At 70.9% G+C, this 24,604-nt stretch carries 26 protein-coding genes and 3 tRNA genes; 16 read left to right on the top strand and 13 right to left on the bottom strand.

The genetic code is table 11. The features are described from left to right. Window positions 1–11: 11 nt before the first annotated feature. The 9 genes from J3P44_RS00495 (at window position 12) to J3P44_RS00535 (ending at window position 8,148) form a co-directional block, all read left to right on the top strand. On the top strand, window positions 12–350 hold the full coding sequence (locus J3P44_RS00495) for a sterol carrier family protein (RefSeq protein ID WP_255888273.1): 339 nt from the start codon (window positions 12–14) through the stop codon (window positions 348–350). Next, window positions 347–1,249, top strand: coding sequence for a 2-hydroxyacid dehydrogenase (locus tag J3P44_RS00500; RefSeq protein WP_255888274.1), 903 nt, complete (start codon window positions 347–349; stop codon window positions 1,247–1,249). Before J3P44_RS00495 ends, J3P44_RS00500 begins: the two co-directional genes overlap by 4 nt. Before the next feature lie 9 nt (window positions 1,250–1,258). Continuing rightward, window positions 1,259–2,080, top strand: coding sequence for a GNAT family N-acetyltransferase (locus J3P44_RS00505; protein ID WP_255888275.1), 822 nt, complete (start codon window positions 1,259–1,261; stop codon window positions 2,078–2,080). Window positions 2,081–2,113: 33 nt separating this feature from the next. Next, window positions 2,114–3,463 (top strand): dipeptidase, encoded by a 1,350-nt coding sequence (locus J3P44_RS00510; RefSeq protein ID WP_255888276.1) that lies wholly within the window; start codon window positions 2,114–2,116, stop codon window positions 3,461–3,463. 43 nt (window positions 3,464–3,506) lie between these two features. Next, a complete protein-coding gene (locus J3P44_RS00515) occupies window positions 3,507–3,974 on the top strand; it encodes an SRPBCC family protein (RefSeq protein WP_255888277.1) in 468 nt (155 codons plus the stop codon). Window positions 3,975–3,977: 3 nt separating this feature from the next. After that, window positions 3,978–5,015 carry an NAD-dependent epimerase/dehydratase family protein gene (locus J3P44_RS00520; RefSeq protein WP_255888278.1) on the top strand — a complete coding sequence of 346 codons (1,038 nt, stop codon included), beginning with the start codon at window positions 3,978–3,980 and terminating at the stop codon, window positions 5,013–5,015. 91 nt (window positions 5,016–5,106) lie between these two features. Beyond that, window positions 5,107–6,639 carry an amidophosphoribosyltransferase gene (purF, locus tag J3P44_RS00525; protein ID WP_255889143.1) on the top strand — a complete coding sequence of 511 codons (1,533 nt, stop codon included), beginning with the start codon at window positions 5,107–5,109 and terminating at the stop codon, window positions 6,637–6,639. Window positions 6,640–6,679: 40 nt separating this feature from the next. Beyond that, window positions 6,680–7,798: a phosphoribosylformylglycinamidine cyclo-ligase gene (gene purM, locus J3P44_RS00530; protein ID WP_255888279.1), complete on the top strand. Its 1,119-nt coding sequence runs from the start codon at window positions 6,680–6,682 to the stop codon at window positions 7,796–7,798. Window positions 7,799–7,956: 158 nt separating this feature from the next. Then, window positions 7,957–8,148 (top strand): DUF3073 domain-containing protein, encoded by a 192-nt coding sequence (locus J3P44_RS00535; protein ID WP_255888280.1) that lies wholly within the window; start codon window positions 7,957–7,959, stop codon window positions 8,146–8,148. A gap of 158 nt (window positions 8,149–8,306) precedes the next feature. On the opposite strand, the gene J3P44_RS00540 is transcribed toward J3P44_RS00535, so the two are convergent. The 6 genes from J3P44_RS00540 to J3P44_RS00565 all read right to left on the bottom strand — a co-directional run bounded on the left by J3P44_RS00540 (window position 8,307) and on the right by J3P44_RS00565 (window position 14,088). Continuing rightward, the gene (locus tag J3P44_RS00540) at window positions 8,307–9,398 is read right to left on the bottom strand and encodes a Glu/Leu/Phe/Val family dehydrogenase (RefSeq protein ID WP_255888281.1); all 1,092 of its coding nucleotides are present in this window, start codon (window positions 9,396–9,398) and stop codon (window positions 8,307–8,309) included. Between the two features lie 101 nt (window positions 9,399–9,499). Next, window positions 9,500–10,825, bottom strand: coding sequence for a hypothetical protein (locus J3P44_RS00545; RefSeq protein ID WP_255888282.1), 1,326 nt, complete (start codon window positions 10,823–10,825; stop codon window positions 9,500–9,502). 77 nt (window positions 10,826–10,902) lie between these two features. After that, a tRNA-Phe gene (locus tag J3P44_RS00550) sits at window positions 10,903–10,976 on the bottom strand. A gap of 52 nt (window positions 10,977–11,028) precedes the next feature. Continuing rightward, complete coding sequence (locus J3P44_RS25325) at window positions 11,029–12,360, bottom strand: sensor histidine kinase (RefSeq protein WP_255888283.1); 1,332 nt, start codon at window positions 12,358–12,360, stop codon at window positions 11,029–11,031. After that, window positions 12,357–13,472 carry a cytochrome P450 gene (locus J3P44_RS24790; RefSeq protein WP_305121858.1) on the bottom strand — a complete coding sequence of 372 codons (1,116 nt, stop codon included), beginning with the start codon at window positions 13,470–13,472 and terminating at the stop codon, window positions 12,357–12,359. The genes J3P44_RS25325 and J3P44_RS24790 overlap by 4 nt, the downstream gene beginning before the upstream one ends. Window positions 13,473–13,686: 214 nt before the next feature. After that, the gene (locus tag J3P44_RS00565) at window positions 13,687–14,088 is read right to left on the bottom strand and encodes a response regulator (protein WP_255888284.1); all 402 of its coding nucleotides are present in this window, start codon (window positions 14,086–14,088) and stop codon (window positions 13,687–13,689) included. A 197-nt stretch (window positions 14,089–14,285) separates the two neighbouring features. On the opposite strand from J3P44_RS00565, the gene J3P44_RS00570 reads away from it, so the two are divergent. Next, a tRNA-Glu gene (locus J3P44_RS00570) sits at window positions 14,286–14,358 on the top strand. 83 nt (window positions 14,359–14,441) lie between these two features. Further along, window positions 14,442–14,515, top strand: a tRNA-Asp gene (locus J3P44_RS00575). 309 nt (window positions 14,516–14,824) lie between these two features. On the opposite strand, the gene J3P44_RS00580 is transcribed toward J3P44_RS00575, so the two are convergent. Both J3P44_RS00580 and J3P44_RS00585 read right to left on the bottom strand, forming a co-directional pair. Next, window positions 14,825–15,340, bottom strand: coding sequence for a hypothetical protein (locus tag J3P44_RS00580; RefSeq protein WP_255888285.1), 516 nt, complete (start codon window positions 15,338–15,340; stop codon window positions 14,825–14,827). An 824-nt stretch (window positions 15,341–16,164) separates the two neighbouring features. Next, the gene (locus J3P44_RS00585; protein ID WP_255888286.1) at window positions 16,165–16,479 is read right to left on the bottom strand and encodes a hypothetical protein; all 315 of its coding nucleotides are present in this window, start codon (window positions 16,477–16,479) and stop codon (window positions 16,165–16,167) included. Between the two features lie 385 nt (window positions 16,480–16,864). Here J3P44_RS00585 and J3P44_RS00590 point away from each other — a divergent pair, with 385 nt between their 5' ends. Beyond that, window positions 16,865–17,218, top strand: coding sequence for a metallopeptidase family protein (locus J3P44_RS00590; protein ID WP_255888287.1), 354 nt, complete (start codon window positions 16,865–16,867; stop codon window positions 17,216–17,218). On the opposite strand, the gene J3P44_RS00595 is transcribed toward J3P44_RS00590, so the two are convergent. Genes J3P44_RS00595 through J3P44_RS00605 form a run of 3 tightly spaced genes read right to left on the bottom strand, consistent with a single transcriptional unit; the run spans window position 17,215 to window position 18,882 of the window. Continuing rightward, window positions 17,215–17,544: a fluoride efflux transporter FluC gene (locus J3P44_RS00595; protein WP_255888288.1), complete on the bottom strand. Its 330-nt coding sequence runs from the start codon at window positions 17,542–17,544 to the stop codon at window positions 17,215–17,217. The genes J3P44_RS00590 and J3P44_RS00595 overlap by 4 nt on opposite strands. 7 nt (window positions 17,545–17,551) lie before the next feature. Beyond that, window positions 17,552–17,953: a fluoride efflux transporter FluC gene (locus tag J3P44_RS00600; RefSeq protein ID WP_255888289.1), complete on the bottom strand. Its 402-nt coding sequence runs from the start codon at window positions 17,951–17,953 to the stop codon at window positions 17,552–17,554. Continuing rightward, on the bottom strand, window positions 17,950–18,882 hold the full coding sequence (locus J3P44_RS00605; RefSeq protein ID WP_255888290.1) for an ATP-binding protein: 933 nt from the start codon (window positions 18,880–18,882) through the stop codon (window positions 17,950–17,952). The genes J3P44_RS00600 and J3P44_RS00605 overlap by 4 nt, the downstream gene beginning before the upstream one ends. 217 nt (window positions 18,883–19,099) lie before the next feature. Here J3P44_RS00605 and J3P44_RS00610 point away from each other — a divergent pair, with 217 nt between their 5' ends. The 3 genes from J3P44_RS00610 to J3P44_RS00620 all read left to right on the top strand — a co-directional run bounded on the left by J3P44_RS00610 (window position 19,100) and on the right by J3P44_RS00620 (window position 22,665). After that, window positions 19,100–20,581 carry an NAD(P)/FAD-dependent oxidoreductase gene (locus J3P44_RS00610; protein WP_255888291.1) on the top strand — a complete coding sequence of 494 codons (1,482 nt, stop codon included), beginning with the start codon at window positions 19,100–19,102 and terminating at the stop codon, window positions 20,579–20,581. A gap of 118 nt (window positions 20,582–20,699) precedes the next feature. Beyond that, the gene (locus J3P44_RS00615; protein WP_255888292.1) at window positions 20,700–22,037 is read left to right on the top strand and encodes a DUF4832 domain-containing protein; all 1,338 of its coding nucleotides are present in this window, start codon (window positions 20,700–20,702) and stop codon (window positions 22,035–22,037) included. Between the two features lie 64 nt (window positions 22,038–22,101). After that, the gene (locus J3P44_RS00620) at window positions 22,102–22,665 is read left to right on the top strand and encodes a dihydrofolate reductase family protein (protein WP_255888293.1); all 564 of its coding nucleotides are present in this window, start codon (window positions 22,102–22,104) and stop codon (window positions 22,663–22,665) included. A gap of 16 nt (window positions 22,666–22,681) precedes the next feature. On the opposite strand, the gene J3P44_RS00625 is transcribed toward J3P44_RS00620, so the two are convergent. Beyond that, window positions 22,682–22,939: a Cif family virulence factor gene (locus J3P44_RS00625; RefSeq protein WP_255888294.1), complete on the bottom strand. Its 258-nt coding sequence runs from the start codon at window positions 22,937–22,939 to the stop codon at window positions 22,682–22,684. Between the two features lie 15 nt (window positions 22,940–22,954). Here J3P44_RS00625 and J3P44_RS00630 point away from each other — a divergent pair, with 15 nt between their 5' ends. Continuing rightward, window positions 22,955–23,257: an ArsR family transcriptional regulator gene (locus J3P44_RS00630; RefSeq protein ID WP_255888295.1), complete on the top strand. Its 303-nt coding sequence runs from the start codon at window positions 22,955–22,957 to the stop codon at window positions 23,255–23,257. A gap of 66 nt (window positions 23,258–23,323) precedes the next feature. Here J3P44_RS00630 and J3P44_RS00635 read toward each other — a convergent pair whose 3' ends face one another. After that, entirely contained in the window at window positions 23,324–24,550 is a 1,227-nt protein-coding gene (locus J3P44_RS00635; protein WP_255888296.1) for a glycoside hydrolase family 16 protein, read from the bottom strand. Window positions 24,551–24,604 lie beyond the last annotated feature (54 nt).

Here is a 24,604-nt window from a genome sequence, read left to right on the forward strand (position 1 = left end):
AGCCTCGGACCGTGCCTGCCCGACTCAAGAAGCTCAACCCCGCCGAGCTCGCCGGCGCCGACACCCGTGCGCTGGTCAAGCACTACCTCGCCGTCCTCGAGGAGCGGGCCCCCGGACGATCGGTCGAGGTCCGGGTGCCTCCCTACGCCGCGGTCCAGGTGGTGCCCGGGGTGCGCCACACGCGTGGCACCCCGCCGGCGGTCATCGAGACGGACGCCGAGACCTGGCTCGCCCTCGCCACAGGTCGTACGTCGTGGCACCAGGCAGTGCACGACGGCATCGTCGTCGCGAGCGGCGAGCGGACTGACCTGTCGCCCTACCTCCCGTTGACCGAGCAGGACGACGCATGAGGGCGCTCGTCGCGACCGCCGAGCTGGCAGAGGCAGTCGGTCCCGTCGAGGGCGTCGAGGTCATGGTCTGGAACGGCGACGGACCCGCGCCCGACGGCGTCGTCGAGTTCTGGGTGCCGCGCTACGCCCCTCGCGCCGACGTCATCGACCAGGGCCACCAGCTCCGGGGGCTGGAGGTTGTCCAGCTGCAGACCGCGGGGTACGACGGCGTGGCCGAGCGGCTGCCTGCCGGGACCACCCTCTGCAACGCGACCGGGGTGCACGATGACGCCACCGCCGAGCACGCGGTCGGCCTGGTGCTCGCCAGCCTGCGCGGCGTCCCGGAGTCAGTGCGCCAGCACGGGCACTGGAGGCCGATGCCGGGCCGCCGCTCGCTCGCCGACTCCCGGGTGCTGGTCCTGGGCTTCGGCTCGATCGGCCGTGCGCTCGCCGAGCGGCTCCTCCCGATGAAGGCCCTGGTCACCGCCGTCGCCACGCGGGAGCGGGACGACGACCTGGTCGGCCGGGTGCGCAGCGTCGGCGACCTGCCTGCCCTGCTCCCACAGCAGGACGTGGTCGTCGCGCTCGTCCCGCTCAGCGACGCGACGCGCGGCCTGCTCGGCGACGAGGCCCTCTCCCTGCTGCCCGACGGTGCGCTCGTCGTGAACGTCGCACGGGGTCCCGTGGTCGACACCGACGCGGTGCTGAGGCACGCCGGTCGGCTGCGCTTCGCCCTCGACGTCACCGACCCCGAGCCGCTGCCCGACGGGCACCCGCTGTGGGACGCCCCGGACGTCCTGATCACGCCGCACGTCGCCGGCGGGACGACCGCCATGCTGCCCCGCATCGGCGGGCTCGTCCGCGACCAGCTGCGCCGGATGGTCTCGGGCAAACCCTTGATCAACGTCGTCAACGGCTAGGTTTCGCGCATGCACGTGAACTCGCTCGGCTTCCGCACCGACCTGGCGCTCCTGACTGCGTCCGGCAGCGTCGTGGAGGACCGGGGCACGCACCTCGTCGTGCGCTCGCCCGACAATCCGTCCTACTTCTGGGGCAACTTCATCCTCCTCGCACAACCCCCGGTCCCCGGCGGCGAGCGCGAGGTCGTCGCGGCGTTCCACACCGAGTTCCCGCTGGCCGACCACGTGAGCATCGGCATCGACACCGCCGACCTGACCGACGAGGCGCGATCGGCCTTCGAGGCCGCCGGGCTGACGGTGGACGTGGCCGTGGTGCTCACCGCGTCCTCCCTCCGGCCTCCCCAGGAGGTCGGGGCGGAGGTCCGCGCGCTCGAGGGCGACGAGGACTGGGAGGCACGGGCCCGGCTCAGCCGGGAGCTCTACCCGGAGACCTCCGAGGAGTCCTTCATGACGTTCGCGCGCCGGAAGAACACGCAGGAGCGGCGGCTCGTCGACGCCGGACGGGGGGCTCGGTTCGGCGCCTTCGTCGACGGCCGGCTCGTCTCCACCGCCGGGATCTTCGTGACGGAGGAGGGTGTCGCACGCTTCCAGAGCGTCGAGACCCACCCCGAGCACCGCCGCCAGGGACTGGCCGCAGCGGTCACCCACGTTGCCGGCCAGCACGGCCTCGACCACCTCCTCCAGGGGGCCGGCGTACGTACCCTCGTGATCGTCGCCGACACCGACGGCGAGGCGATCGGGGTCTACCGCCGGCTCGGGTTCACCGACTCCGAGCGGCAGCTCATGATGGAGAAGCGCAGCGGCGAGTGGGCCTCCATGGGTGGGTCCTGAGGCGCGTCCCAGGCCGAGTCCTAGGGTGTCCGCATGACTGTCGACATCACCGCTCGCCTCGCCGAGGTCATGCCCGGCATCCGCCGCGACCTGGAGGACCTGGTCCGCATCCAGTCCGTGTCCGCGGACCCGGCCCGCGCCGGTGAGGTCGAGCGCAGCGCCGAGGCCACGCGCGACCTGTTCGCCGCCGAAGGCTTCGAGACCGAGATCGTCCGCGCGTACGACGGTGCCCCGCCCGCCGTGATCGCCAGGAAGGCCGGACCCGAGGGCGCCCCGACGGTCCTGCTCTACGCCCACCACGACGTCCAGCCCGAGAACGACCACGCCGACTGGGACTCCCCGCCGTGGGAGCCGACGGAGCGTGGTGACCGGCTCTACGCCCGCGGCGCCGCCGACGACAAGGCCGGCATCGCCGCCCACCTCGGCGCGGTCCGGATCTTCGGCGACGAGCTCCCGGTCAACCTGGTGATGTTCATCGAGGGCGAGGAGGAGGTGGGCTCGGACACGCTCGTCGAGCTGCTCAACACCTACCAGGACCGCCTCGAGGCCGACGTCATCGTCATCGCCGACTCGGGCAACTGGGACATCGGCGAGCCGGCCCTGACCACCAGCCTGCGCGGCCTCGTCCGGATGGACGTCGAGGTCCGCACGCTGACCCACGCCGTGCACAGCGGCATGTGGGGCGGGCTCGTGCCCGACTCGATCATGACGCTGAGCCGCCTCATCGCCAGCCTCAACGACGACGCCGGCAACGTCGCCGTCGAAGGACTCGTCTCCGGCCGCGCCGCCGACGTGGAGTACCCCGAGGCCCGGCTGCGCGCCGAGTCCGGTGCCGCCCCCGGCATCGAGTGGATCGGCGAGGGCAGCATCGTCGAGCGGCTGTGGACCAAGCCCTCGATCAGCATCACCGGCTTCGACGCGCCCAAGGTCGACGGTGCCTCCAACACGCTGGTCCCCGCCGCGCGCTGCCGCATCAGCATGCGCATCGCCCCCGGCGACACCACCGCCAATGCCGTCCAGTGCCTCGAGGCCCACCTCGAGAAGCACACCCCGTGGGGCGCCACCCTCACCACCAAGGTCGTCGACACCGGTGAGGCGACGCAGATCGACGCCAGCGGTCCGGCGTACGACGCCGCGCGCGCCGCCTTCGCCGAGGCGTGGGACGGCACGGCCCCCGTCGACATGGGTGTGGGCGGATCCATCCCGTTCATCGCCGAGTTCCTCGAGGCGTTCCCCCAGGCCAGCGTGCTCGTCACCGGTGTCGAGGACCCCGACACCCGGGCGCACGGTGCCAACGAGGGCCTGCACCTCGCGGAGTTCGAGAAGGTCGTCAAGGCCGAGGCGCTGCTGCTGCGCAACCTGGGCGGGCTCGGCCGCGGCTGAGGCTCGGAGCTGCCGGCGCGGGACCGGCCGGTAGCGTGGCGGGATGGCGACGTTCCGTGCTCGTGACCGTTCCTCGGCGGTGCTCCGCTCGCCCCGCAGCGAGGTGTGGGCGGCGCTGACCGACGCCGACCTGATCGCGAAGATCACCCCCTACGTCACCTCGATCACGGTCGACGGCGACCGGTGGACGTGGCGGATGGGCACCCTCCCGGTGCTGGGCATCTCGGTGGCGCCGCGCTTCACCGAGGTGATGGACTTCGAGCCCGAGGACCGGATCGACTTCCACCACGACCCGTCCCGCCCGGACGAGATGACGGCCGTCGAGGGCACCTACCTCCTGGCCGACCACACGGGCGGCGGCACCGACGTCAGCATCGACCTGCAGGTCTCCTGCAACCTCCCCCTGCCTGGGCTGGCCCGGCCGGCGGTCGAGCGGGTGATGTCCTCGGTCGTCACGCACATGGGCACGGTGTTCTCGCGCAACCTGCTCAAGCACCTCGGCGAGGCCTAGGGCATGCGCGTCCTCGTCCTCGGTGCGACCGGCTACGTCGGCTCCCGGCTCGTCCCGCACCTGCTCGAGCACGGCCACGAGGTGGTCGCGGCCTCCTCGTCGGCTCCCGACCCGCAGCGCTTCGGGTGGGGCGACGAGGTCAGCGCCATCCGCTGCGACGTGACCGACGCGTCCGCCGTGGCAGCCGCCGTGGCGGGGGCGGACGCGGTCGTCTACCTCGTCCACTCGCTGGACCGCGCCGACTTCACCGAGCGTGACCGGCGCGGTGCCGAGGTCGTGGCGGAGGCGGTGGCGCACAGCGACGTACGCCGTCTCGTCTACCTCTCCGGGCTGGTGCCGCCCGTGCCCGAGGGCGAGCTCTCGGCCCACATCTCCTCCCGGCTCGAGGTGGAGCGCATCCTGCTCGGTGCGAGCGAGGGCGCGGTGGCACTGCGGGCGGGCGTCGTCATCGGCGCCGGCTCGACCTCCTTCGAGATCATCCGCCAGATCGCCACGCTGTTCCTCGTGCAGCCGGTGCCGACGTGGATGAACAACTCGGTGCAGCCTGTGGCGGTCTCCGACGTGCTGCGCGCCGTCAGGGAGGCCCTGGAGGGTGGGATGCGGGGTGCCGTGGACGTCGGTGGACCCGACGTCGTCGCCTATCCCGACCTGATGCGGGCCTGCGCCCGCGAGGCCGGGCTCACCCGGTTGCGAGTGCCCGCGCTCGTCGCCCCGGCGGGCCTCGTCGGGCTGGCGACCGCCCTGGCCACCACGGCGCCGTTCCACACGGTCACCGCGCTGATCGAGTCGCTGCGCCACGACATGGTGTGCCGTCCCGGCTCGACGTGGGTGCCGCGCACCGGCGGCCCGCTCCTGGGGGTGGAGGAGGCCGTACGCCGGGCCAGCGACCCCCAGCACGGCGGAGCCGAGGGACCGCGCCCGTCCGATGCGGCATGGACCCGGCGCAGCCCGCTGTGGGACGCGCTGCCGCTGCCGGCCTCCACGCGGGCGGTCGGCCGCCTCGCCCTGCACCACGCGCGCACCCTCCTCTCCGACATCTGAGGACCATCTGAGGTATCGGGAGGCGTCGCTCGCGGACGTCGATGAAGTCCCAGGCGATTTCGCCCGTAGACTGCAGACCGTGCCTCAGCCGATGAGCAAGCGGAAGGGCGGCGACGGCCGTCTGACCATGGCGATCGACCCCCACGACCAAGGCCCGCAGGACGCGTGCGGAGTCTTCGGAGTCTGGGCTCCGGGCGAGGACGTCGCCAAGCTGACGTACTTCGGGCTGTACGCCCTGCAGCACCGCGGCCAGGAGTCCGCCGGCATCGCGGTCAGCAACGGCCGTCAGATCCTGGTCTACAAGGACATGGGCCTGGTCTCCCAGGTCTTCGACGAGTCGACGCTCGAGTCGCTCAAGGGACACCTGGCCATCGGTCACTCGCGCTACTCCACCACCGGCGCCAGCACCTGGCAGAACGCGCAGCCGACCTTCCGCCCCACCGTCGACGGGTCCATCGCCCTCGGCCACAACGGCAACCTCATCAACACCCACGAGCTCGCCCAGATGGTCGAGGACCTGCCCGACCCCGACGGGGAGCTGCCGCTGCACAGCCGCGACGTCGAGACCTCGACCAACGACACGGGGCTGGTCACCGCGCTCCTCGCGCACCACCCCGACACGTCGCTGGAGCAGCGCGCGCTGGAGGTCCTCCCGCAGCTGCGCGGAGCCTTCTGCTTCGTGTGGATGAACGAGGGCACCCTCTACGCAGCTCGTGACCCGCAGGGCATCCGCCCGCTGGTCCTCGGCCGTCTCGACCGGGGCTGGGTGGTCGCCAGCGAGGACGCCGCCCTCGCGACGATCGGTGCCAGCGTGGTCCGGGAGGTCGAGCCCGGAGAGATGATCGTCATCGACGAGAACGGCCTCCGCTCCCACAAGTTCGCCGAGCCGGACCGCAAGGGCTGCGTGTTCGAGTACGTCTACCTCGCCCGCCCCGACGCCACCATCAGTGGGCGCAACGTCCACGAGGCGCGCGTCGAGATGGGTCGCCGCCTCGCCCGCGAGTTCCCGGTCGACGCCGACCTCGTGATGCCCGTCCCCGAGTCGGGCACCCCCGCGGCGTCGGGCTACGCCGCGGAGTCCGGCATCACCTTCGGCCAGGGCTTCGTCAAGAACGCCTACGTCGGGCGTACGTTCATCCAGCCCAGCCAGACCCTGCGCCAGCTCGGCATCCGGCTCAAGCTCAACGCGCTCGAGCACATGATCCGCGGCAAGCGGATCGTGGTGGTCGACGACTCCATCGTCCGCGGCAACACCCAGCGCGCGCAGGTGCGGATGCTCCGCGAGGCCGGCGCCCTCGAGGTGCACGTCCGGATCTCCTCACCCCCGGTGAAGTGGCCGTGCTTCTACGGCATCGACTTCGCGACCCGCGCCGAGCTGATCGCCAACGGCCTCGACGTCGACGAGATCGCCGCGAGCGTAGGGGCCGACAGTCTCGGCTACATCTCGCTCGAGGGAATGATCGAGGCGACGAGCCAGACGGCCGAGCGCCTGTGCACGGCATGCTTCACCGGCCAGTACCCGATCGAGCTGCCCGACGAGAGCCTGCTCGGCAAGCACCTGCTCGAGACGACGCTGCAGTCGCCGACGATGGGCCGCGCCCTGCCGGTCCTCAACAACCCCTGAACCGCCACCGGCCATCCTTCAGCGCCACCCGAGGAGACACGTGACCGAGCAGCCCGCCAGTGCCCATGCCGACAGCGCTGACGTCGGGGGAGGGGCGTACGCCGCTGCCGGGGTCTCGATCGACGCGGCCGACCGCGCGATCGACCTGATGAAGGGGTGGGTCGAGAAGGCTCGCCGTCCCGAGATGATCGGCGGCCTGGGCGGCTTCGCCGGGCTCTTCGACGCCTCCGCGCTCACCCGCTACGAGCGCCCGCTGCTCGCGACCTCGACCGACGGGGTGGGGACCAAGGTCGCCATCGCGCAGCTGATGGACGTGCACGACACCATCGGCTTCGACCTGGTGGGCATGGTCGTCGACGACCTCGTCGTGTGTGGGGCCGAGCCGCTCTTCATGACCGACTACATCGCCTGCGGCCGCGTCGTTCCGGAGCGGATCGCCGCCATCGTCAAGGGCATCGCCGAGGCCTGCGTCGTCGCCGGGTGTGCGCTGATCGGCGGCGAGACCGCCGAGCACCCGGGCCTGCTCGACCCCGACGACTACGACGTCGCCGGCGCGACCACCGGTGTGGTGGAGGCCAGCAAGCTGCTCGGCCCCGGCCGGGTCCGCCCCGGAGACGTGGTGATCGCGATGGAGGCCAGCGGCCTCCACTCCAACGGCTACTCGCTCGTGCGCCACGTCCTGCTCGCTCCGTCCGACCGTGGGGGTGCCGGGTGGACCGTCGACCGTCACGTCGACGAGTTCGGCCGCACGCTCGGCGAGGAGCTCCTCGAGCCGACCCGCATCTACGCCAAGGCCTGCCTCGACCTCGCCGACCGCACCGAGACCCACGCGATGTCGCACGTCACCGGCGGCGGGCTCGCCGCCAACCTCGAGCGGGTGCTCCCCGAGGAGCTGTCGGTGCGCATCGACCGCTCGACGTGGACGCCGCAACCGGTCTTCGACGTCGTACGCCGGGTGGGCGAGGTGTCGCAGGCCGACCTCGAGGCGACCCTCAACTGTGGCGTCGGCATGGTCTCGCTCACGGCGCCGGAGTCGGTCGACACGGCCATCTCCGTCCTGGCCGGCCACGGCATCAGGGCATGGGTGGCCGGAGAGGCGACGGTGGACCCGGAGCACGGCGGCCGGGTCCGGCTGGAGGGCCAGCACCCGGGCTGGTGAGCCCGAGTTCGCTGACAGCGGACGAAATGCCGGGGCTTGGTGTGCGGGAACAGCCACCGCTCAGGTAGCGTTGTCCCCACGATATGTGACCGATCAGACCGGGCGCGTCGGGGTGAGCCCCCGGCAGCCCCGGCCAAGTGTGCGAGGGGGTCGACCCTATGGGGCGCGGCCGAGCGAAGGCGAAGCAGACCAAGGTCGCACGCGACCTGAAGTACCGGACTCACGAGACGGACTTCGGCGCGTTGGCGAAGGAGCTGCACGGCGAGGACCATCACCCGGCGACGAGTGATGTCGAGCCGGACGAGGACGAGTGGGCGGACTATGCCGACCCGCGTCGTCGCGCAGACTGACTGATCCACCACCACCGCATCCGCTGACCGGGTGCGCGGGGGTCTCGTCGCGCCCACTGCCGGGCTGACGCTTGTGCATGCTGCGACGGGCCGAGCTGACGCTTGTGCACGTGCACAAGCGTCAGCTCAAGGGGTCCTGCGTGCGCACAAGCGTCAGGTCAGCGCAAGTGGATGCCGCGCAGGCGGCCGACCTCGCGCATGCGGCGCTCTGCCAGGCGGTCGGCGGCGTCCGCGGGGGTGACCCCGTCGGCCTTGGCCAGCTCGAACACCCGGCGGGTGGTCTCGAAGATCCCGGCGGCACGCTGCTGCGCTCGCTCGAAGGAGAAGCCCTCGAGCTCGTCGGCGACCTGGATCACGCCGCCGGAGTTGACGCAGTAGTCGGGTGCGTAGAGCACGCCGCGCTCCTCGAGCTGCTTCTCGATCCCGGGGTGCGCGAGCTGGTTGTTGGCGGCGCCGCACACGATCTTCGCGCTCAGCACCTCGACCACCTCGTCACTGATGGCTCCGCCGAGGGCGCACGGAGCGTAGACGTCGAGCGCGCCCGCGACCAGCTCGTCGGTCGAGCCGACGGCCTGCACCTCGGGATAGGCGGAGCGGATGGCCTCGACGGAGGGGGCGTAGACGTCGGTGACGACCACCGTCGCGCCGTCCTCGACCAGGTGGCGTACGAGGTGGCGTCCGACCTTGCCGACACCGGCGACGCCGACGGTCCGCCCGGCGAGCGTGGGCTCGCCCCACAGCTGCTCGGCGGCGGCGCGCATGCCCTGGAAGACGCCGTACGCCGTCAGCACCGAGCTGTCACCCGCGCCGCCGTGGGCGACGGTGCGGCCGGTGACGAAGTCGCACTCGCGGGCGATGTGGTCCATGTCCTCTGAGAACGTGCCGACGTCGCAGGCCGTGTAGTAGCGGCCGTTGAGCGACTGGACGAAGCGGCCGTAGGCGCGCAGCAGGGCCTCGGTCTTGATCTCGGCCGGGTCTCCGATGATGACGGCCTTGCCGCCGCCGAGGTCGAGGCCGGCGAGCGCGTTCTTGTAGGACATGCCGCGGGAGAGGTTGAGCACGTCGACGAGCGCGTCGTCGGTGCTGGCGTAGGGGTAGAACCGCGTCCCGCCCAGTCCGGGACCCAGGGCCGTGGAGTGGAGGGCGATGATGGCCTTGAGGCCGGTCGCGCGGTCGTTGCAGAAGACGACCTGCTCGTGCTCGCTGCCGAGCTCGAAGACGTCTCGGCCGGAACTGGGTGCTCCAGACATGCTGTGGGTCCTTTTCTGGTGGCGGCCGCGGGGTGTGCGGACCTGGTCAGCGCGGTCGGGGGGGTGGTGACCGCCGTCACTCCCAGCGTATCGCCGCGCGATCACCCGGACCGCATCAGCACCAGGTCCCCGTGCGTGCCGTAGCCGAGCAGCGGCTCGTTGACCGCGCGGCCGTTGAAGGTCGCCATCAGCCACGTCCCGTCGACGTGCGCCACTGACGGCCACGGCAGGTTCGTCGGGTAGGGCGCGTCGAGCAGGCCGAGGTCGCCCATCTCCAGGTCGAACACCGGGAAGCGGGCGCGCTGACCGCGGGGTGAGTCGCGCCCGTCGCTGGCCAGCACGAGCATTCGGCCGTCCACCTCGACCAGCGTGGTGCCCTCGGTGGCCCGGCGGTCGGTGGCGGCCCCGAGCAGCCCCAGCTCGTCGAGGGAGGGGCCACCTGCGAGGGCGGGGTGGAAGTCGATGAACCGGCGGGCACTCACGAAGCCGACAAGCCACTGCCCGTCGCGGCGGACCAGGTGCGGGTCCCACGTGGCGATGGAAGCGAGGTCGTCGGTCGGCAGCGGTAGCTCGCGGGTGTCGAGGACGTGGGCACCGTGCAGCAGGTCGGCGTCGGTCTCGGCGAAGGTGACCCGCAACCCGGCGGGCGTACGACGACCGGCGCGCGTGGTCGGCGTCTCGAAGTCGCCCCACGTGCTGGTGGCCACCAGCCAGCCGTCCCCCGAGCGGACGAGGTGCGTGGCGTGGTCGCCGAACACCCCCGGCCGGTCGGGGCGGCGGAAGTAGAGGTCGGCGGCGTGGGCCACCTCGAGGAGCGTGGCGTCCAATCGCCAGACGCTGGTGTGGGCGGTGTCGAAGAAGCCCGGCCCCGCAGAGGTGGCGGTGAGCCACAGCGCGTCGCCGTCGCGCAGCGGCCGGCCGTCCTCCTCCGTGACGAACCGGACGTCGCGCAGGCCCAGCTGCCCGAAGCCACCGGCGACACCGCCCCAGGTCGGGAGCTCGACGCGGAGCCCGGCGAGCGCGGCCTCCCCGTGGACGTCCACGTCGTCGCGCAGGTCGTACCTCGCCCGCGCGACCCACTGGACGCCCTCGCGGGTCCACGCCGTGAGGTGGGACCCGGTGAGCGTGAGCCCCAGCTCGGTCGGGTCGACGGACCGGTGGAACCGCCGGCTCCGCACCTCCTGGGTGGCGTGGTCGCGGGTGATCGTCAGGGACACGGAGCCCCCCGCCACATCCGCGCCGAGCCGCAGCCCGCCCAGGTGGAGGGCGAGCCGTGGCCGCTCGCGCACCGGCGTCGTCACCGCCACGTAGGGCGCGACCGCCGGCATCGGCACGATCCCTCCCGTCGTGGTGTCGACGCGGACGGAGCCCGGCGCCACCAGGTCGACCGGGCGCAGCCGGCGGACGATCTCGAGGCGCGGGATCACGGGTCCATCCTGCCGTCGAGTCGGCCGGGTCGCAGAAGGGCCCCGATCGGGACGTGATCGGGGCCCTTCTGTGCTTGTGGGCAGGGGCGGGGTCGAACCGCCGACCTATCACTTTTCAGGCGATCGCTCGTACCAACTGAGCTACCTGCCCAAGCGGTGACGAGAATACATGAGCCACGAGGGGAGGACGGAATCGGCTCGCGTCACGGAACCGGTGGCGCGTGGGCCGGCAGCTCCAGCCAGAACGACGACCCCACGCCGGGCGTCGACTCGCCCCGGACCGCCCCGCCGTCGCGTTCGGCGATGGTGCGCGAGATCGACAGACCGAGCCCGCTGCCCTTCCTCCCGGACGGTGCGAACCGCACGAACGGCTCGAACACGTGCGCCAGCTGGTCAGCGGTCAGGCCGGGTCCGTCGTCGCGCACGATGATCCGCACCATCTCCTTCCCGCTCTCGCCGAGCAGCGCCTCGGCGGTGAGGTGGACGTTGCCCCCGTCAGGGTGGTGGTGGGCGATCGCGTTGCCGAGGAGGTTGGTGAGCACCTGGCGGACGCCGGAGGAATGTGCGTAGGCGGTCACCGCGGGGTCCACCTTGACGTGCATCTCCACGTGGGCGGTCCGTGCCGGGGTGCGGTGCCAGTGCACGACGTCGGCGACCGCGTCGGCGATCGGGACATCCTGGCGCTGGTCGTCGCCGGACAGCGTCCGGCCGGCTCCGAGGAGGCTGTCGACCACCGCGAGGACCTGGTCGCAGGCGCGCAGGATCACGGGCCCGTCGCGGAGCATGCCTGCCGACACCACCTCCGCCGGGGCGTGCGCGGCATCGTCCAGGAGGACCTCGGTGTAGCCGAGGACCGCCGCGAGGGGCGTACGCAGCTCGTGCCCGACGGCGGCGAAGAACTGCTGGTAGGCCAGCTGCGCCTCCGTGCCGGCCTCGATCGCTTCCGCGAGGGCGCGCCGGGACTGCTCGAGCATGAGGCGCGAGACGAGAGCGGCGTTGAGCAGGCGAAGGTCGTCCACGAGGACCTGTGACCATGGACCGGACTCGGTGCTGACGGTCGACATGCTGCCGAACATGTCCCCCTCGGACAGGAGCGACGAGGCGATCAGGCTGCCGACCCCCTCCCGTCTGAGCTCTGCGACGTCCTGTGCCGCCTCCGGGGGCAGGAGCTCTCTGTCGGGGAGAGCCACGATGCCCCGGCGCGCGAACTGCGACATCCAGGGCATGGTCAGGGCGGCCTCGGGACCGGCCCCGGGCGGCGGGACGAAGGAGCGGACGGAGCCAGGGCGTTTCCACTCGCGGATCCAGGCTCGCCCGCCCAGCCGGGTCCAGCCCGTCTCGTCGTCGGGGGACAGGCTGGTGAGCACGGTGATGACGACCTCGACGCGCTGCTCGGCGAGAAGGTGCTCCGCCACGCGCGCGATCGCCGTGTCGAGGCTGATGTCCCCCCTGAGGGTGACCGCTGCGAGCGCGGCCGCCTCGCCCGAGACAGGTCCGCTGACGGACGTGTCCTGCAGGGCGGGGTGGTCGATCACAAGACCGGTTCCCTTCTGGCAGTGACCGTGAAGCGGCACGGTGCCGGGGCGATGCCACGACTCTGGTCGATGGCGACGTGTTCCGCCAGTGAGATTTCGTGCGAGGCCGCCCACTCAGCAAGATGGGTGAGGACGGCCATTCCGAGATTCCGTCCGGGGCAGGCGTGCGGACCGGCTCCGAACGGCAGCCACGCGCCGGGTCGCCGAGTGCCGTCGCGCCACCGATCGGGGTCGAAGCGGACCAGGCCGGAGGCATCGCCGGGCACCAGGTCGGCCAGGCGGCCGAGCAGGAGTGGACTGACGAAGACCAGACCTCCTGCGGGGATCGGCGTCCCGCCCAGCTCCACGTCTCCCGTGGTGACCCGGGCCGTGAGCCAGGTGGGCGGTGTCAGGCGGAGCGTCTCCCAGACGGCATGGACCGGGTCGACAGCTCCCGTCGGGTGATCCGCGAGCCAGGCCAGGAGGAAGGCGCCGGCAGCGATCGGGACCTGGGTGCCGGCCGCCAGCAGGGTCGCCATCTGCTGCGGGGTCTGGCCGGGCGCGGGCAGGCTCGCGAGCGCGTCCTCCAGGACGTCCTCGAGGGCGACCCGCGTGTCGTGCTCCACGCGGCGGATCCGGCTCCAGCGCCGCGGTGGGCGCCGGGCGGCGATGATCGGCCCGAGGGCATCGATCCACGCCAGAACGCGGTCGGCCACCACGTCACGCACGTCTTCCCCGATCGAGGGCATGGCAGCTGAGGCCGTGGCACGGGCGACCGGGCGGCGGAGCAGCACCATGGCGTCGTACGGCTCACCGGAGCGCGTGCGGTCGTGCTCGCGAAGTGCCGCCGCCCATTCCCGGTCGAAGGTGGTGATCCCCCGAGTCACCTGGCCCGGCGTGACCGGGGGGAAGATCGTGTGACCTGAGCGGGTCTCGCCCCGGCTGCCTGTCAGGTCGTCGGTGCCGCTGACGTTGCCGGGGAAGTCAAATTTTGTCACGTCGGTCAGGACCTGACGCGCCTGATCGAGGCTCGTGGCCAGCCATGGTCCGCCGGGCGCGAGCGCGGCCGCACCGGATCGTGGTGCAGATAGGACAGCGCCGAGCTGGCCACCGGCCGACTCGACGCTGTCCATGGGCGCCACGGGACGTGACGACCTTTCTTGGCTTCTTCTTGCGATCAGTGACGCGGGGGGGCAGGACGCCACGTGTAGGGCATCCGGTTGACGACACTCGTGGACGGCTTGCGGGTGCGGAAACGCTTCATCATGGTGTTCTCCAGGGTTGAGGTGATGCGCGCCAGGTAGGCGGGCGGGTGACACCGCCCAGAGGACGGAACCGATAGTGCGTTCAGGGTCGGCTTCCGGACTCAAGGTCGAGCAGTGTCTGGCTAATCAGATCAGTCAATTGCTGAATGCGCAGCGGCTTCTGCATGACAGTGTCGATTCCGAGCTCTTGCAGAACTGCTCGGTGCTCGCCGGCCCAGGCACTGATCACGACGATCTTCATGCTCGGAGCGACATCTGGATGAGCCCTCAGCCACCGCACGACGTCGACGCCGTTCATGCGGGGCATGGTGAGGTCGAGGAGCATCACGTCGAAGGACTCGACCCCGAGGAGGTCCACCGCCTCCTGGCCGTCGCCGGCCGTGGAGGCGTGGTGTCCCGCGCGTTCCACGAGGCGGCAGAAGACGTCGCGGATGTCCTCGTTGTCGTCGACGACGAGGAAGCGCAACTGCACGGCACGGCTCACACGACAAGGTTAGTCAAACCCGCTGGCACATGTAGGCAAGTTCGGCCAACTTTCGACCAACCTTCTGACCGACCTTGGTCGCAGGTGCCCTCGGTCCCTCGTCCCGCCCCGCGTCGGCGGGCGTCCGGGTTGGGAACCAGCGCGCCGCTGGCCCTATGCTTGGCGACGCTTGAGCGGGCTCGTCCCACGCAAGCTTGGCCCCCATCGTCTAGCGGCCCAGGACCCCGCCCTTTCACGGCGGTAGCGCCGGTTCGAATCCGGTTGGGGGTGCGGCCCGGTCCTGGTTGGGCGCCGATTGGTGGTCACCGAAGAGCATGGGTTAGAGTTCCACCCGCTTCGCAAGGAGCACATCTGGCCCCGTAGCGCAGTTGGTTAGCGCGCCGCCCTGTCACGGCGGAGGCCGCGGGTTCGAGTCCCGTCGGGGTCGCAGAGGCATGTACGAGAAGCCGCAGGTCAAGAGCCTGCGGCTCTCTGCATTTCTAGCTCGGATGGCCGTTCTGGTCACCGAGTGGTCACACGTGGTCTGCACTCTCATGACGACGCCCCGCCCCGGGGAGCAGCGGTGGCGTTCCGGCTCGCCGGCGTGCTCGTGGCCCTCCGGGAGCGTGACCACGACGTCGAGTTGGTCCCAGCCATGGAACGTCTGTGTGATGCGGCGCATCATCGGAGCAGTGTGCGTCCAGGGGCGGACATCACGGAAGGCTCCCGGCTGGCCTGTGGAGAGAGACCGCCACGCTCAGCCTGGGAGTAGTTGGTCCAGCAGTTGCAGGATCGTGCCAAGGGTGACGATCGCGAGACCGAACACGGTCAAGGGAAGACCTTCGAGCTTCACTGCTCGCAGGCCCGTCGCCACCTCGGTTTGGACGTTGCTGATCCGCTCGTCGATCTGGTCCCTCAGGACGTTGAGCCGCTTGTGAGCCTGGTCGGCTCGTTCTTGAGCGTCGTTCGCCCGCGTGAGGCTCTCCTCGTGCAACTCGAGTAGATGCTCAACCTTCTCTTCGAGGGTGAGGTCAGCCGGCCACGTAGGGACGGCGGTCGCGCTGGCACTGAACCACTTCGGCTGCAGGGTCCCAGCGAGGCGCCCACTCCGATCGGGGGTTCGCCCCAGCACTACCTCGCCGAACTCGGATCGCAAGGTGGGGAGGAACCTCGCGTCTCCGGCTTGTTGCCTCCACGTGTGTACGAGGCCGCGGATGGCGAGCGCGAGGCCCACCAGCTCGATGGCTGTCCCGATCGCCGACAGCGTGTTCACCCCAGTGGAGTGTCGGCGCGGGCCCTCATCGTCCACCCCTCCGACGGGCGTAGCGCCCGATCGAAAGCAGACGCACCATGGCCGGGTGATCCAGCCGCAGCCGGACGAAGACGTCGAGGGATGAGCGTTCCCGTCAGGGCTGATCCAGGACGTCAGGCCGGACTAGACAGCAGGCACGACCGATCTCGGGAGGAGTAGCGTTCTGGCCATCGATACGGGCGATCCCCGGGGGGGCTGTCTGCGGTTGATTGGGGGCTCCGCGGGCAGTCAGGGGGTCGGCTGAGCGACGCGGCAGCGAGCCGATTTGTCGGGACGCGCCCCAGACCGGGGGTAGCCGGGGCGAGTCCCTCGCAGGGTCCTGTTTGTGGGTACAGGAGGTGGCTGCGTGACGGTCACATTAGGCGAGTGCCGTCTGGGGCACCGGGAGTTCCTGGCAAAGGTTCCGCAAGGTTGGGTATACCTCGTCGGGTGAACCGCACCGTCACGCCTCAGGGAGCGCGACCGCGGGTGGGACAACGCAAAAGGACCCGCCCGCCGCCCTGTGGACGACGGGCGGGCTCAGGGGGCTCGGCCGCCACGGGGGTGCGGACGAGCGCGGCGAGGCTACTAGACGATGACGACGTTGCCGAGGCGCCCGGCCGCCCTATGCCGCGTAGCTGGGCCAGAGCTCCCAGGCGCTCCCAGCTGGACGACGTATGCCGGCGCCAGCCCAGACGACGTCGACGCCTCCGTGAGCGTCCACGTGGTCGGCCCTGTGGCCGCTCACCCAGCATCGGTCAGGTGGTAGGCGATCGGCTCGTCGAGGTCGTCAACCCACGTCGTACTCACAGCGGCACCTCCTGGGCATCCTGCAGGCGTGCCTTCAGCGTCCAGAGGGCGCCTCGGCTCAGTCCTTCAGCGAGATCCTCGATCTCGTCGATTCGGTCGACCCACATGACCACGTCGCTGAGGCGGAGAGCCAGCTGCCAAGGCCCTTCGCCGCGCGCCACGACGGACACACGCCACTTCGTCTCGAGCTCGACGTCGGAGTCATCGCTCTCCCAGTGCCGGTGGCGGACGGAGGTGGCGTGCGCGACTTCGCCGTCCTCGTTCGGTGTGTGGGTGCCTCGCTTGTAGGCCTGGTCGCACGGGAACCGCACGCAGCGCTCGGGCGCCCGATCGTGGGGGGTCGGGTCGTGGCCTTGGTGCCGGTGGCCTTGGTCTCGACGGCGCGGAGCTTCCCGGCGCTGATGAGGCCGTAGATGTGGCCGCGGGAGCACGGGCTTTCAGTGTGCTTGGTCATCGGTATCCTCTCAGTGGGCTGACGGTCACAGATGTGGTCACGGACCGCGGGAACCTGGGCTACGGGCCACGGTTTGCGGACGTCCGCGGAGCGTGCCAAAGGCACGCGCGGGGCCGTAGAGGACGAACGGCTACGAGGTGCGCTGGAGTTCGAGTCCCGTCGAGGTCGGGTGAGCCACCAGGCTCACCCTGATCTGCATTTCGGCCACGCACCGGTTTCCGGAGGCTCCCTAGGCTGTCCCCATGCCCGTCGACCTGGACCCAGCAGCCTTCGACGCCATGGTCGAGCGGGCCCTCGACGGTCTGCCCGACGACCTGGCCCGCCTTGTCGACAATGTCGTGGTGCTCGTCGAGCCAGAGGCGCCGGCCGACGACCCCGACCTGTTGGGCCTCTACGACGGGCTGGCCCTCACCGAGCGCCCGGCCAACCACTCCGGCATGCTGCCGGACCGGATCCTGCTCTTCCGCGGGCCACTGCTCGACATGGCCGACAGCGAGGCGGACCTCGAGGAGGAGGTCCGGATCACTGTCGTCCACGAGGTGGCCCACCACTTCGGCCTCGACGACGCCCGGCTCCACGAGCTCGGCTGGGGCTAGAGGGCGCCGATCGTCCACCCGAGAGCGCAGGCGCCGACCGAGAGGACGGTCGTCGCCAGGACGTACGCCGCCGCGGTCGGAGCCGGCCGCTCGACGGACTGCACCGCGAACGACGAGAACGACGTGAAGGCGCCGCAGAAGCCCGTGCCGAGCAGCGCCCACCCGCCCACCCCGAGCGACAGCGCGGCGAAGACGCCGAACAGGCCAGAACCGAGGGTGTTGACCACCAGCATCCCGGTCGGGAAGCGCCCGTCGAGGGCCTGCGCCAAGGCGTAGCGAAGCGGAGCGCCGACCGCGGCACCCAGCGCGACGAGCAACACTGTCATGGGCTGATCACCCCAGTGCTCCGTCCGGCTCGGGACGCCGAGCGATCCGCTGTCCTAGCGCCGCGGCCAGCAACCCGACGGCGATCGTGGACACCAGGTAGAGCCCGGCGATCCCGGCGTGTCCGTCGTCCGCCAGGGCACGGGTCTGTCCGGCCCACGCCGACACGGTGGTGAAGCCCCCCAGGACCCCCGGACCGAGGACGAGCGTGACCCGCCGCGAGCTACGTACGAGCGCGAGAGCGGGCAGCGCGCCGAGCGCGAAGGCCCCGACCACGTTGATCGCCATCGTCGCCCACGGGAACAGCGTGTCGGGCGCACCACTGTCCACACCGAAGCGGAGAACAGCTCCGACGGCACCACCGGCTGCCACCGGGAGCAGGTCGGAGACCCGCACCGAGCGTGCGCTCACCCGACCTGGCTCGTGGACGACGAGTCGGGGCGAGACTGCCCGTTCCAGGGCTGCGCGGTCGCACCGCCGAGCTGGTGGATCAGCTCGCCGAGCAGCCAGTTGTGGAACGTGCGTTGGGGAGTGGTGCGGGCCATCGACAGCAGCCGCTCGGCCCGGCAGAACGCATCGGCGACGTCGAACATCTCGGTCATCGTCACGAAGATCGGTGCGGCCTCCGGCATCATCGAGAACCTCACGTCGACGCGGGGCAGTCCCCGGTTGGCCGCCTGTCGGATCTGCTCGTGATAGGTGTCGGGGAACTGGCGCTCGAAGTTGGCGAACATCGACGTGAGGTCGCCGGCCAACGGGTAGTCGGACTGGTGCGAGAGCGACAGGAGCCGCAGCTCGCGGCGCAGCTCGTGGTACTGCTGGCTCAGGGAGAGGTAGAGCGGAACCTCGAGTCCGAGGAGCTGGATCTCGACGGCGACGTCACTGGTGGGCTCGGGGTGCGGGCGGTCCTGCTGGTCGATGACCCACTCGGCCGAGCCCTCGTCGGTCATCTGCTGCGCGGGCTCGAACCACACGATCTTGCCGTCGGACTCGATCGTCGCGCCCCAGGCGACCGCGCACTGGGCGACCATCGCGAGACCGCGTCCGAACGTGAGCAGCAGGTCGAGGTCGTCCTCGGGGACCGTGGCCGGCGGGACGGGAGGCCTGGTCGAACCGTCGACCACCTCGATGCGGGGATGGCTGGCTGTGCCGCGCACCCGCACCTTGAACGGGGCGGTGGCGTGGAGGATCGCGTTGGCCACCAGCTCGGACACGCCCAGCTCGGCGCACTCGACGAGGTCGGTCCGCTCGAGCCGCTCGCAGACGTCGCCGACCCACCGTCGCGCGTCTGCCGCGGCGCGCGGCGACGATGCCAGCGTCAGTTCTGAGCTCAGCGGCAACTGGGACTCATTTCGGCGGGGGGTGGGCAGTCCAGTGGGGCCATCATTGCCCGAAGAGGGACGGTTCAAACCTTGAGCGTCACCATAGTTTCTCCTGAGGCACGATGGGGGCTGTGAGCAATGAGACGCGGTCGGCGTTTCGCGCTCACGGTCCCGAACGGAGGACAATGGAGACGTAGCGGAACTGACAATCGCACCTACGACCCTAGGAGCTTCCATGACCCCCACGCAGGCACCGCGCCACAAGGTGGTCGTGATCGGGTCCGGCTTCGGCGGGCTCTTCGGCACGAAGGCGCTGCGCCGGTCCGACGTGGACGTCACCGTCATCGCGAAGACGACCCACCACCTCTTCCAGCCCCTGCTCTACCAGGTCGCGACGGGCATCCTGTCCGAGGGCGAGATCGCCCCGCCGACCCGCGAGATCCTCAGCGGCCAGGACAACGCCCGCGTCATCCTCGGCGAGGTCACCGCCATCGACCTCGAGTCCAGGACCGTCACCTCGAAGGTCCTCGGCCGGGACACGGTCACGTCGTACGACTCCCTGCTGGTCGCGGCTGGTGCCAGCCAGTCCTACTTCGGCAACGACCACTTCGCCGAGTTCGCCCCCGGCATGAAGAGCATCGACGACGCGCTCGAGCTGCGCGGGCGGATCTTCGGCGCCTTCGAGATGGCCGAGCTCGGCGCCACCCGCGGTGACGACGTGGACCACCTGCTGACCTTCGTGGTCGTCGGCGCCGGCCCCACGGGTGTGGAGATGGCCGGACAGATCGCCGAGCTCGCCCACCGCACGCTGCGCAAGGACTTCCGCGCCATCAACACCCGCGACGCCCGGATCGTGCTGATCGACGCGGCTCCCCAGGTGCTGCCGCCGTTCGGTGCCAAGCTCGGCGCCAAGACCAAGGCGGAGCTGGAGAAGCTCGGCGTAGAGGTGATGCTCGGCGCGATGGTCACCGACGTCGACGAGCGCGGCCTCGAGGTGAAGTTCAAGGACGGCACCGTCGAGCGGATCAACTCGGTCGCCAAGATCTGGGCCGCAGGCGTGCAGGCCAACCCGCTCGGCAAGACCCTCTCGGAGCAGACCGGTGCCCCGCTCGACCGCGCCGGCCGGATCGCGGTCAACCCCGACCTCACGCTGCCGGGCCACCCCGAGGTCTTCGTGGTGGGCGACATGATCGCCCTCGACAACCTGCCGGGTGTCGCCCAGGTGGCCATCCAGGGTGCGAAGTACGCCGCCAAGGAGATCAACAACCGGCTCGAGGGCAAGCAGCCGCAGGAGCCGTTCAAGTACTTCGACAAGGGCTCGATGGCCATCATCAGCCGGTTCCGGGCCGTGGCGATGGTCGGCAAGCTCCGCCTCACCGGCATCGTGGCCTGGCTGATGTGGCTCGGGGTCCACCTGATCTACCTCACGGGTTTCAAGAACCGGGTCTCGGCGCTGATGCGCTGGGCGATCACCTTCATCAGCAACGACCGCTCCGAGCGCACCACGACCGAGCAGCAGATCTTCGCCCGGGCCGCGCTGGCCCGATTGCGCGGTGGCGCGGCCGACCTCGTCTCCGACCCCGGCATCTACGACGCCACGCGGGCGATGATGGAGGAGACCCGTCGCCAGGAGCTCGAGGCGGCCGCGGTCCGGGAGGCCGAGCTCACCGACTCGGGTGCCCGCGGTGTGCCGGCCGATCGCGTCGGCGGCGCCTGACCAAGCGGGAGCCCAGGAGGCAACACGGGACCACCCAAAGTCGGGAAACGCCTGCGCGCGCACCTCGTGGTCCGCACACTTGTCGTCGGGCTCGACCACGACAGGGAGGTGAGCGGCGATGCGACTCTCCTGGCGCAGCGTCACCTCGCTGGCTGCCGCCGTCGCGTGCCTGGCCTCCTTGCTGGGCGCGACGGCCTCGCCCCCCGCGTACGGCGCTGGGTCCGAGCGCACCTTCACCCTCGCGCCGCTGGCCGGCGGCACCGACCTGCCGAACCCGCTTCGCGGTCAGTACCGCTGGCTCGGGGCGGAGCCCACGCCTGCGACGGCGACCTCGAACGACGTCTACTACCGCGACCAGGTCTACTGGGGGCGGATCGAGAAGGCGGACAACGCCTGGGACTTCTCCCTGATCGAAGCCGGCCTGGCCGAAGCCGGTGCGCGGGGTGGGAAGTTCGGGTTCCGGGTCATGGCGTACTGCCCCGGCTGCTGGATGGAGAGCCGCGCCGACTTCCCTCCCGTCACGCCGTCCTTCGTCCCGCGACAGTCCGGTGGCTACCTCCCGGACTGGAACTCGCCCGCCTTCCTGAGCCAGTGGAAGGAGCTGATGGCCGAGCTCGGCCGCCGTTACGGCGACGACCCGCGGCTGGGCTACGTCGACGTGGGCGGCTACGGGAGCTACGGCGAGTGGCACGTCGACGCGGGAGCGAGGATCTCCGACGCCAACGGGCTCGCCGTCGTGCACGCGGTCGCGACAGCATTCCCGACCAAGCACGTCCTCATCAACACGATGACGCCGGTGCCGTTCACGTTGAAGGCGCTCAAGGCGCATGGCAACCTCGGCCTGCGCACCGACAGCCTCGGCTGCCCGGACATGTACTCGATGGTGCCCGCCGACGTACGGCTCCAGGAGGTGTGGCGCACGCGCCCCTTCTTCTCCGAGTGGTGCACGCGGGCCGACCCGGTCCTCGGCGCCCAACAGGTCCGCCGATTCCACGTCTCGACCCTCTCCTCGGGCAACATGCCGTGGGACCACAGCACGCTGACGGACCGCCAGCGCTCGGCCTACGTCAAGGCGCTCGCCACGGCCGGCTACCGCATCCGCCTCCGCTCGATGACCATGCCGGACGCGTTCGCAGGGGGAGGTCGCATCGCCGTGCGGACCGCCTGGGCCAACCAGGGCACCGCGCCGACGTACGACGCCTGGGACGTCCGCCTCACCTTCGTGCACGCCGCCACCGGCCGGTCGGTCACCAGGTCCCTCGGCCAGCAGCTGAAGGGGCTCGTCGCCACGTCGACGCGGAGCGTGATGGTGAGGACGTCCGGCCTGCCCGCCGGGCGGTACGACGTGTTCGTGAGCGTCGTCGACCCGTCCGGCTACTCCGTGCCGATGCACCTGGCCAACGCCGGACGATCCGCGTCCGGTGCCTACCGGGTGGGCGGGGTGAAGGTGCGCTGACCGGGGTTGTGCCCGGGCGGCTCCCCGATGCAAGGTCGTAGGACCAGCGTGGAGGAGGCGAGCCGTGCCAGAGCTCATGGTCGACGTGATCACGTCATTGGACGGCTTCTCGTCCGCGGAGGGTTGGCCCGGCCTGTGGGGGATGGGCGGGCCTGACTACTTCGCCTGGCTCGAGCAGGACGCCGGCGCGGAGGACACCGTGCTGATGGGCGCCACCACCTATCGCCTGTTCGCCGGGTTCGTGGAGTCCGGCGAGGAGGACATGAGCGGCCTGACGACGATGGACAAGGTCGTGTTCTCCTCCACCCTCGACGAACCGCTCGCCTGGGCCAACACCCGCCTCGTCCGTGGAGACGCCGTGGAGGCGGTCCGCGAGATGTTGCGGGACGGCCACACCTCCCTGCGCACCATCGGCAGCCTGACCCTGTGCCGCTCGCTGGTCGCCGCCCGGTTGGTGGACCGGCTGCGGGTCGTCGTGTTCCCGGTGATCAACGGGGCGACCGGGCGTGAGCACTTCTACACCGGGTGGCCGGACGTCGTTCTCGAGACCGTGGAGCACCGCACCTTCGACGGCCGGCTGCAGATGATGGAGTTCGTGCCGCGGGTGGTGGATGGTCCGCCCGGGTGAGACGGAAGGCCGTCCGTCAGCCGACCACGGTGTTCTGGTCGACGAGCACCTTCCACTCTCCGCGCTCGTAGGTCCACGTGATGATGATCGCGAGGGGCACCGCTCCGTCGCCGTCGGTGTAGACCGAGTCGAAGAGGACCAGGGCGGTGTCGCACCCGGCGACCGCGGTGTGCCGGACCTCCAGCGTCTGGGTCCAGTCGGTCCGCGCGAAGAAGCCGTCGACGAAGTCCGCCACCTCGCCCCTGCCCACCAGCGTGTATCCGCCGGGGAGCACCGCGGTGACGTCCGCGTGGCCGTCCTGCGCTACCCCGTACGCACGGTGGGGGACCCGGCCACCACCGTCCGTGGCCGCGCGCTGGGCAAGCTCATCGGCCACACCCGCGTCGAGCTCCTCCACGACCTCGTCGCGCCCCGGTGCACGGCGACGCTCAGCGAGCGGCACCGGCTGAGCGCGGCGACGATCTCCTACCACCTCCAGATCCTGCACGACTGCGGCCTGGTCACGCGGGTGCGCCGGGGCAACGTGGTCGACTACCAGCGCAGTCGCCGGGCCGAGGCGCTGCTCCTCGGCCCTGAGGTGACTCTGCTCTGACGGATCCTCTGACGGAGCTTCGGACGGAACATCTGACGCAGGAGGCGCGTCAGCGTCGCTGTGCCCTCACCCGAGCGACTGCCCGGGGTCGGGCGCCTCGGGAGCGGTCTCCCACACACGGATCCAGTCCACGTACATGTGCTGGGGGAGCCGGCGCGTCTTGATCTTCGGGATCTCGTAGTCCGCGGCGATCAGGCTCAGGATGGGGAACTGCCGGACGGCGGAGATGCCGCGACTCATCCGGGCGGTCTCCTTGCCGTCGATACGGAAGACCATCGTGCGCGGCGTCCACTCGACCGAGAAGACGTGGTAGTTCTTCGACCAGCCGTCGCGGCTGCTCGCGAGGAAGGACTCGGCGTTCGGGACCCACCCGCCCGACGTGACCCTGCGCCTGCCGTCGTAGCGGTGCATGAAGGTCGCCAGGCCGCCTTGGGGATGGTGGTTGCCGAAGTACTCGACGACGTCGATCTCGCTGCCGATGCCCGGGTACAGCCCTCCCACCGGTTGCAGCCAGAACGCTCCGTGCTGGCCGCGCAACCGGTGGAACTTCACACGCGCCGCCGCGACGCCGTACCGGAAGGAGTACGCACCCTCCGTGCCGATGTGGCCGTTGAGGCGGTAGGCGAACTTCCCGGAGACCGCGTCGCGACCGCGGATCCGGCACTTGGTCGTGGCGTTGGGGTCCTTGACGACGCTGAGGCGCACCGCACCCCCACCGACCCGGACCGCGCTGGGGTCGCCCTTGGAGCACGAGCGACGACTCGTGGCCACGTAGTCCCGGCCGCGGTGGCTCCACACGGAGTCGAGCCCGGAGCCGGAGAACTCGTCGGTCCAGGTCGCGTCGAGCCAGCGCGCGGTGCTGACGGGGCCGCTCGTGAGCGCCCGGAGACCGTCCGACGCCATCGCCCTCACCCGGAAGGTCAGGGGACGGCCGTCCACCGCCGCGGTCGCGGCGAACTGGGCTCGGCCCCGCCCGTCCTGCCTGACCGTGGCGACGGCCGCCCAGGTCTCCCCGTGCTGGACCTGGAGCTGGACCTTGCGACCCACCCGCACCGGCCGCAGCGTGGCGGTGATGGCGGCCCTGGCCGAGTCGGGGCTGGCGACCTCTCTGCCGTGCTGGACGATCTGGGGCAGCGCCTCCAGCTTGACCCGCTGGTCGGCGGTGACGAGCACCGAGACGCTCGCCGGCGGGGTGCCCGGCTCGGTGGCCGATCCTGGTCCCGGCCGCCCGAGCAGCGACGCGGGCACGAGCAACGCGAGCGTGCAGCACGCGATGACCCTTCGAGCAGACATGTGTGACCTTCGTTCGTGCCGAGCGCGACGACGCGCTCCGACCATGGTGGCTGT

It is taken from the genome of Nocardioides astragali (genome assembly GCF_024436375.1).
Classification (GTDB): domain Bacteria; phylum Actinomycetota; class Actinomycetes; order Propionibacteriales; family Nocardioidaceae; genus Nocardioides; species Nocardioides astragali.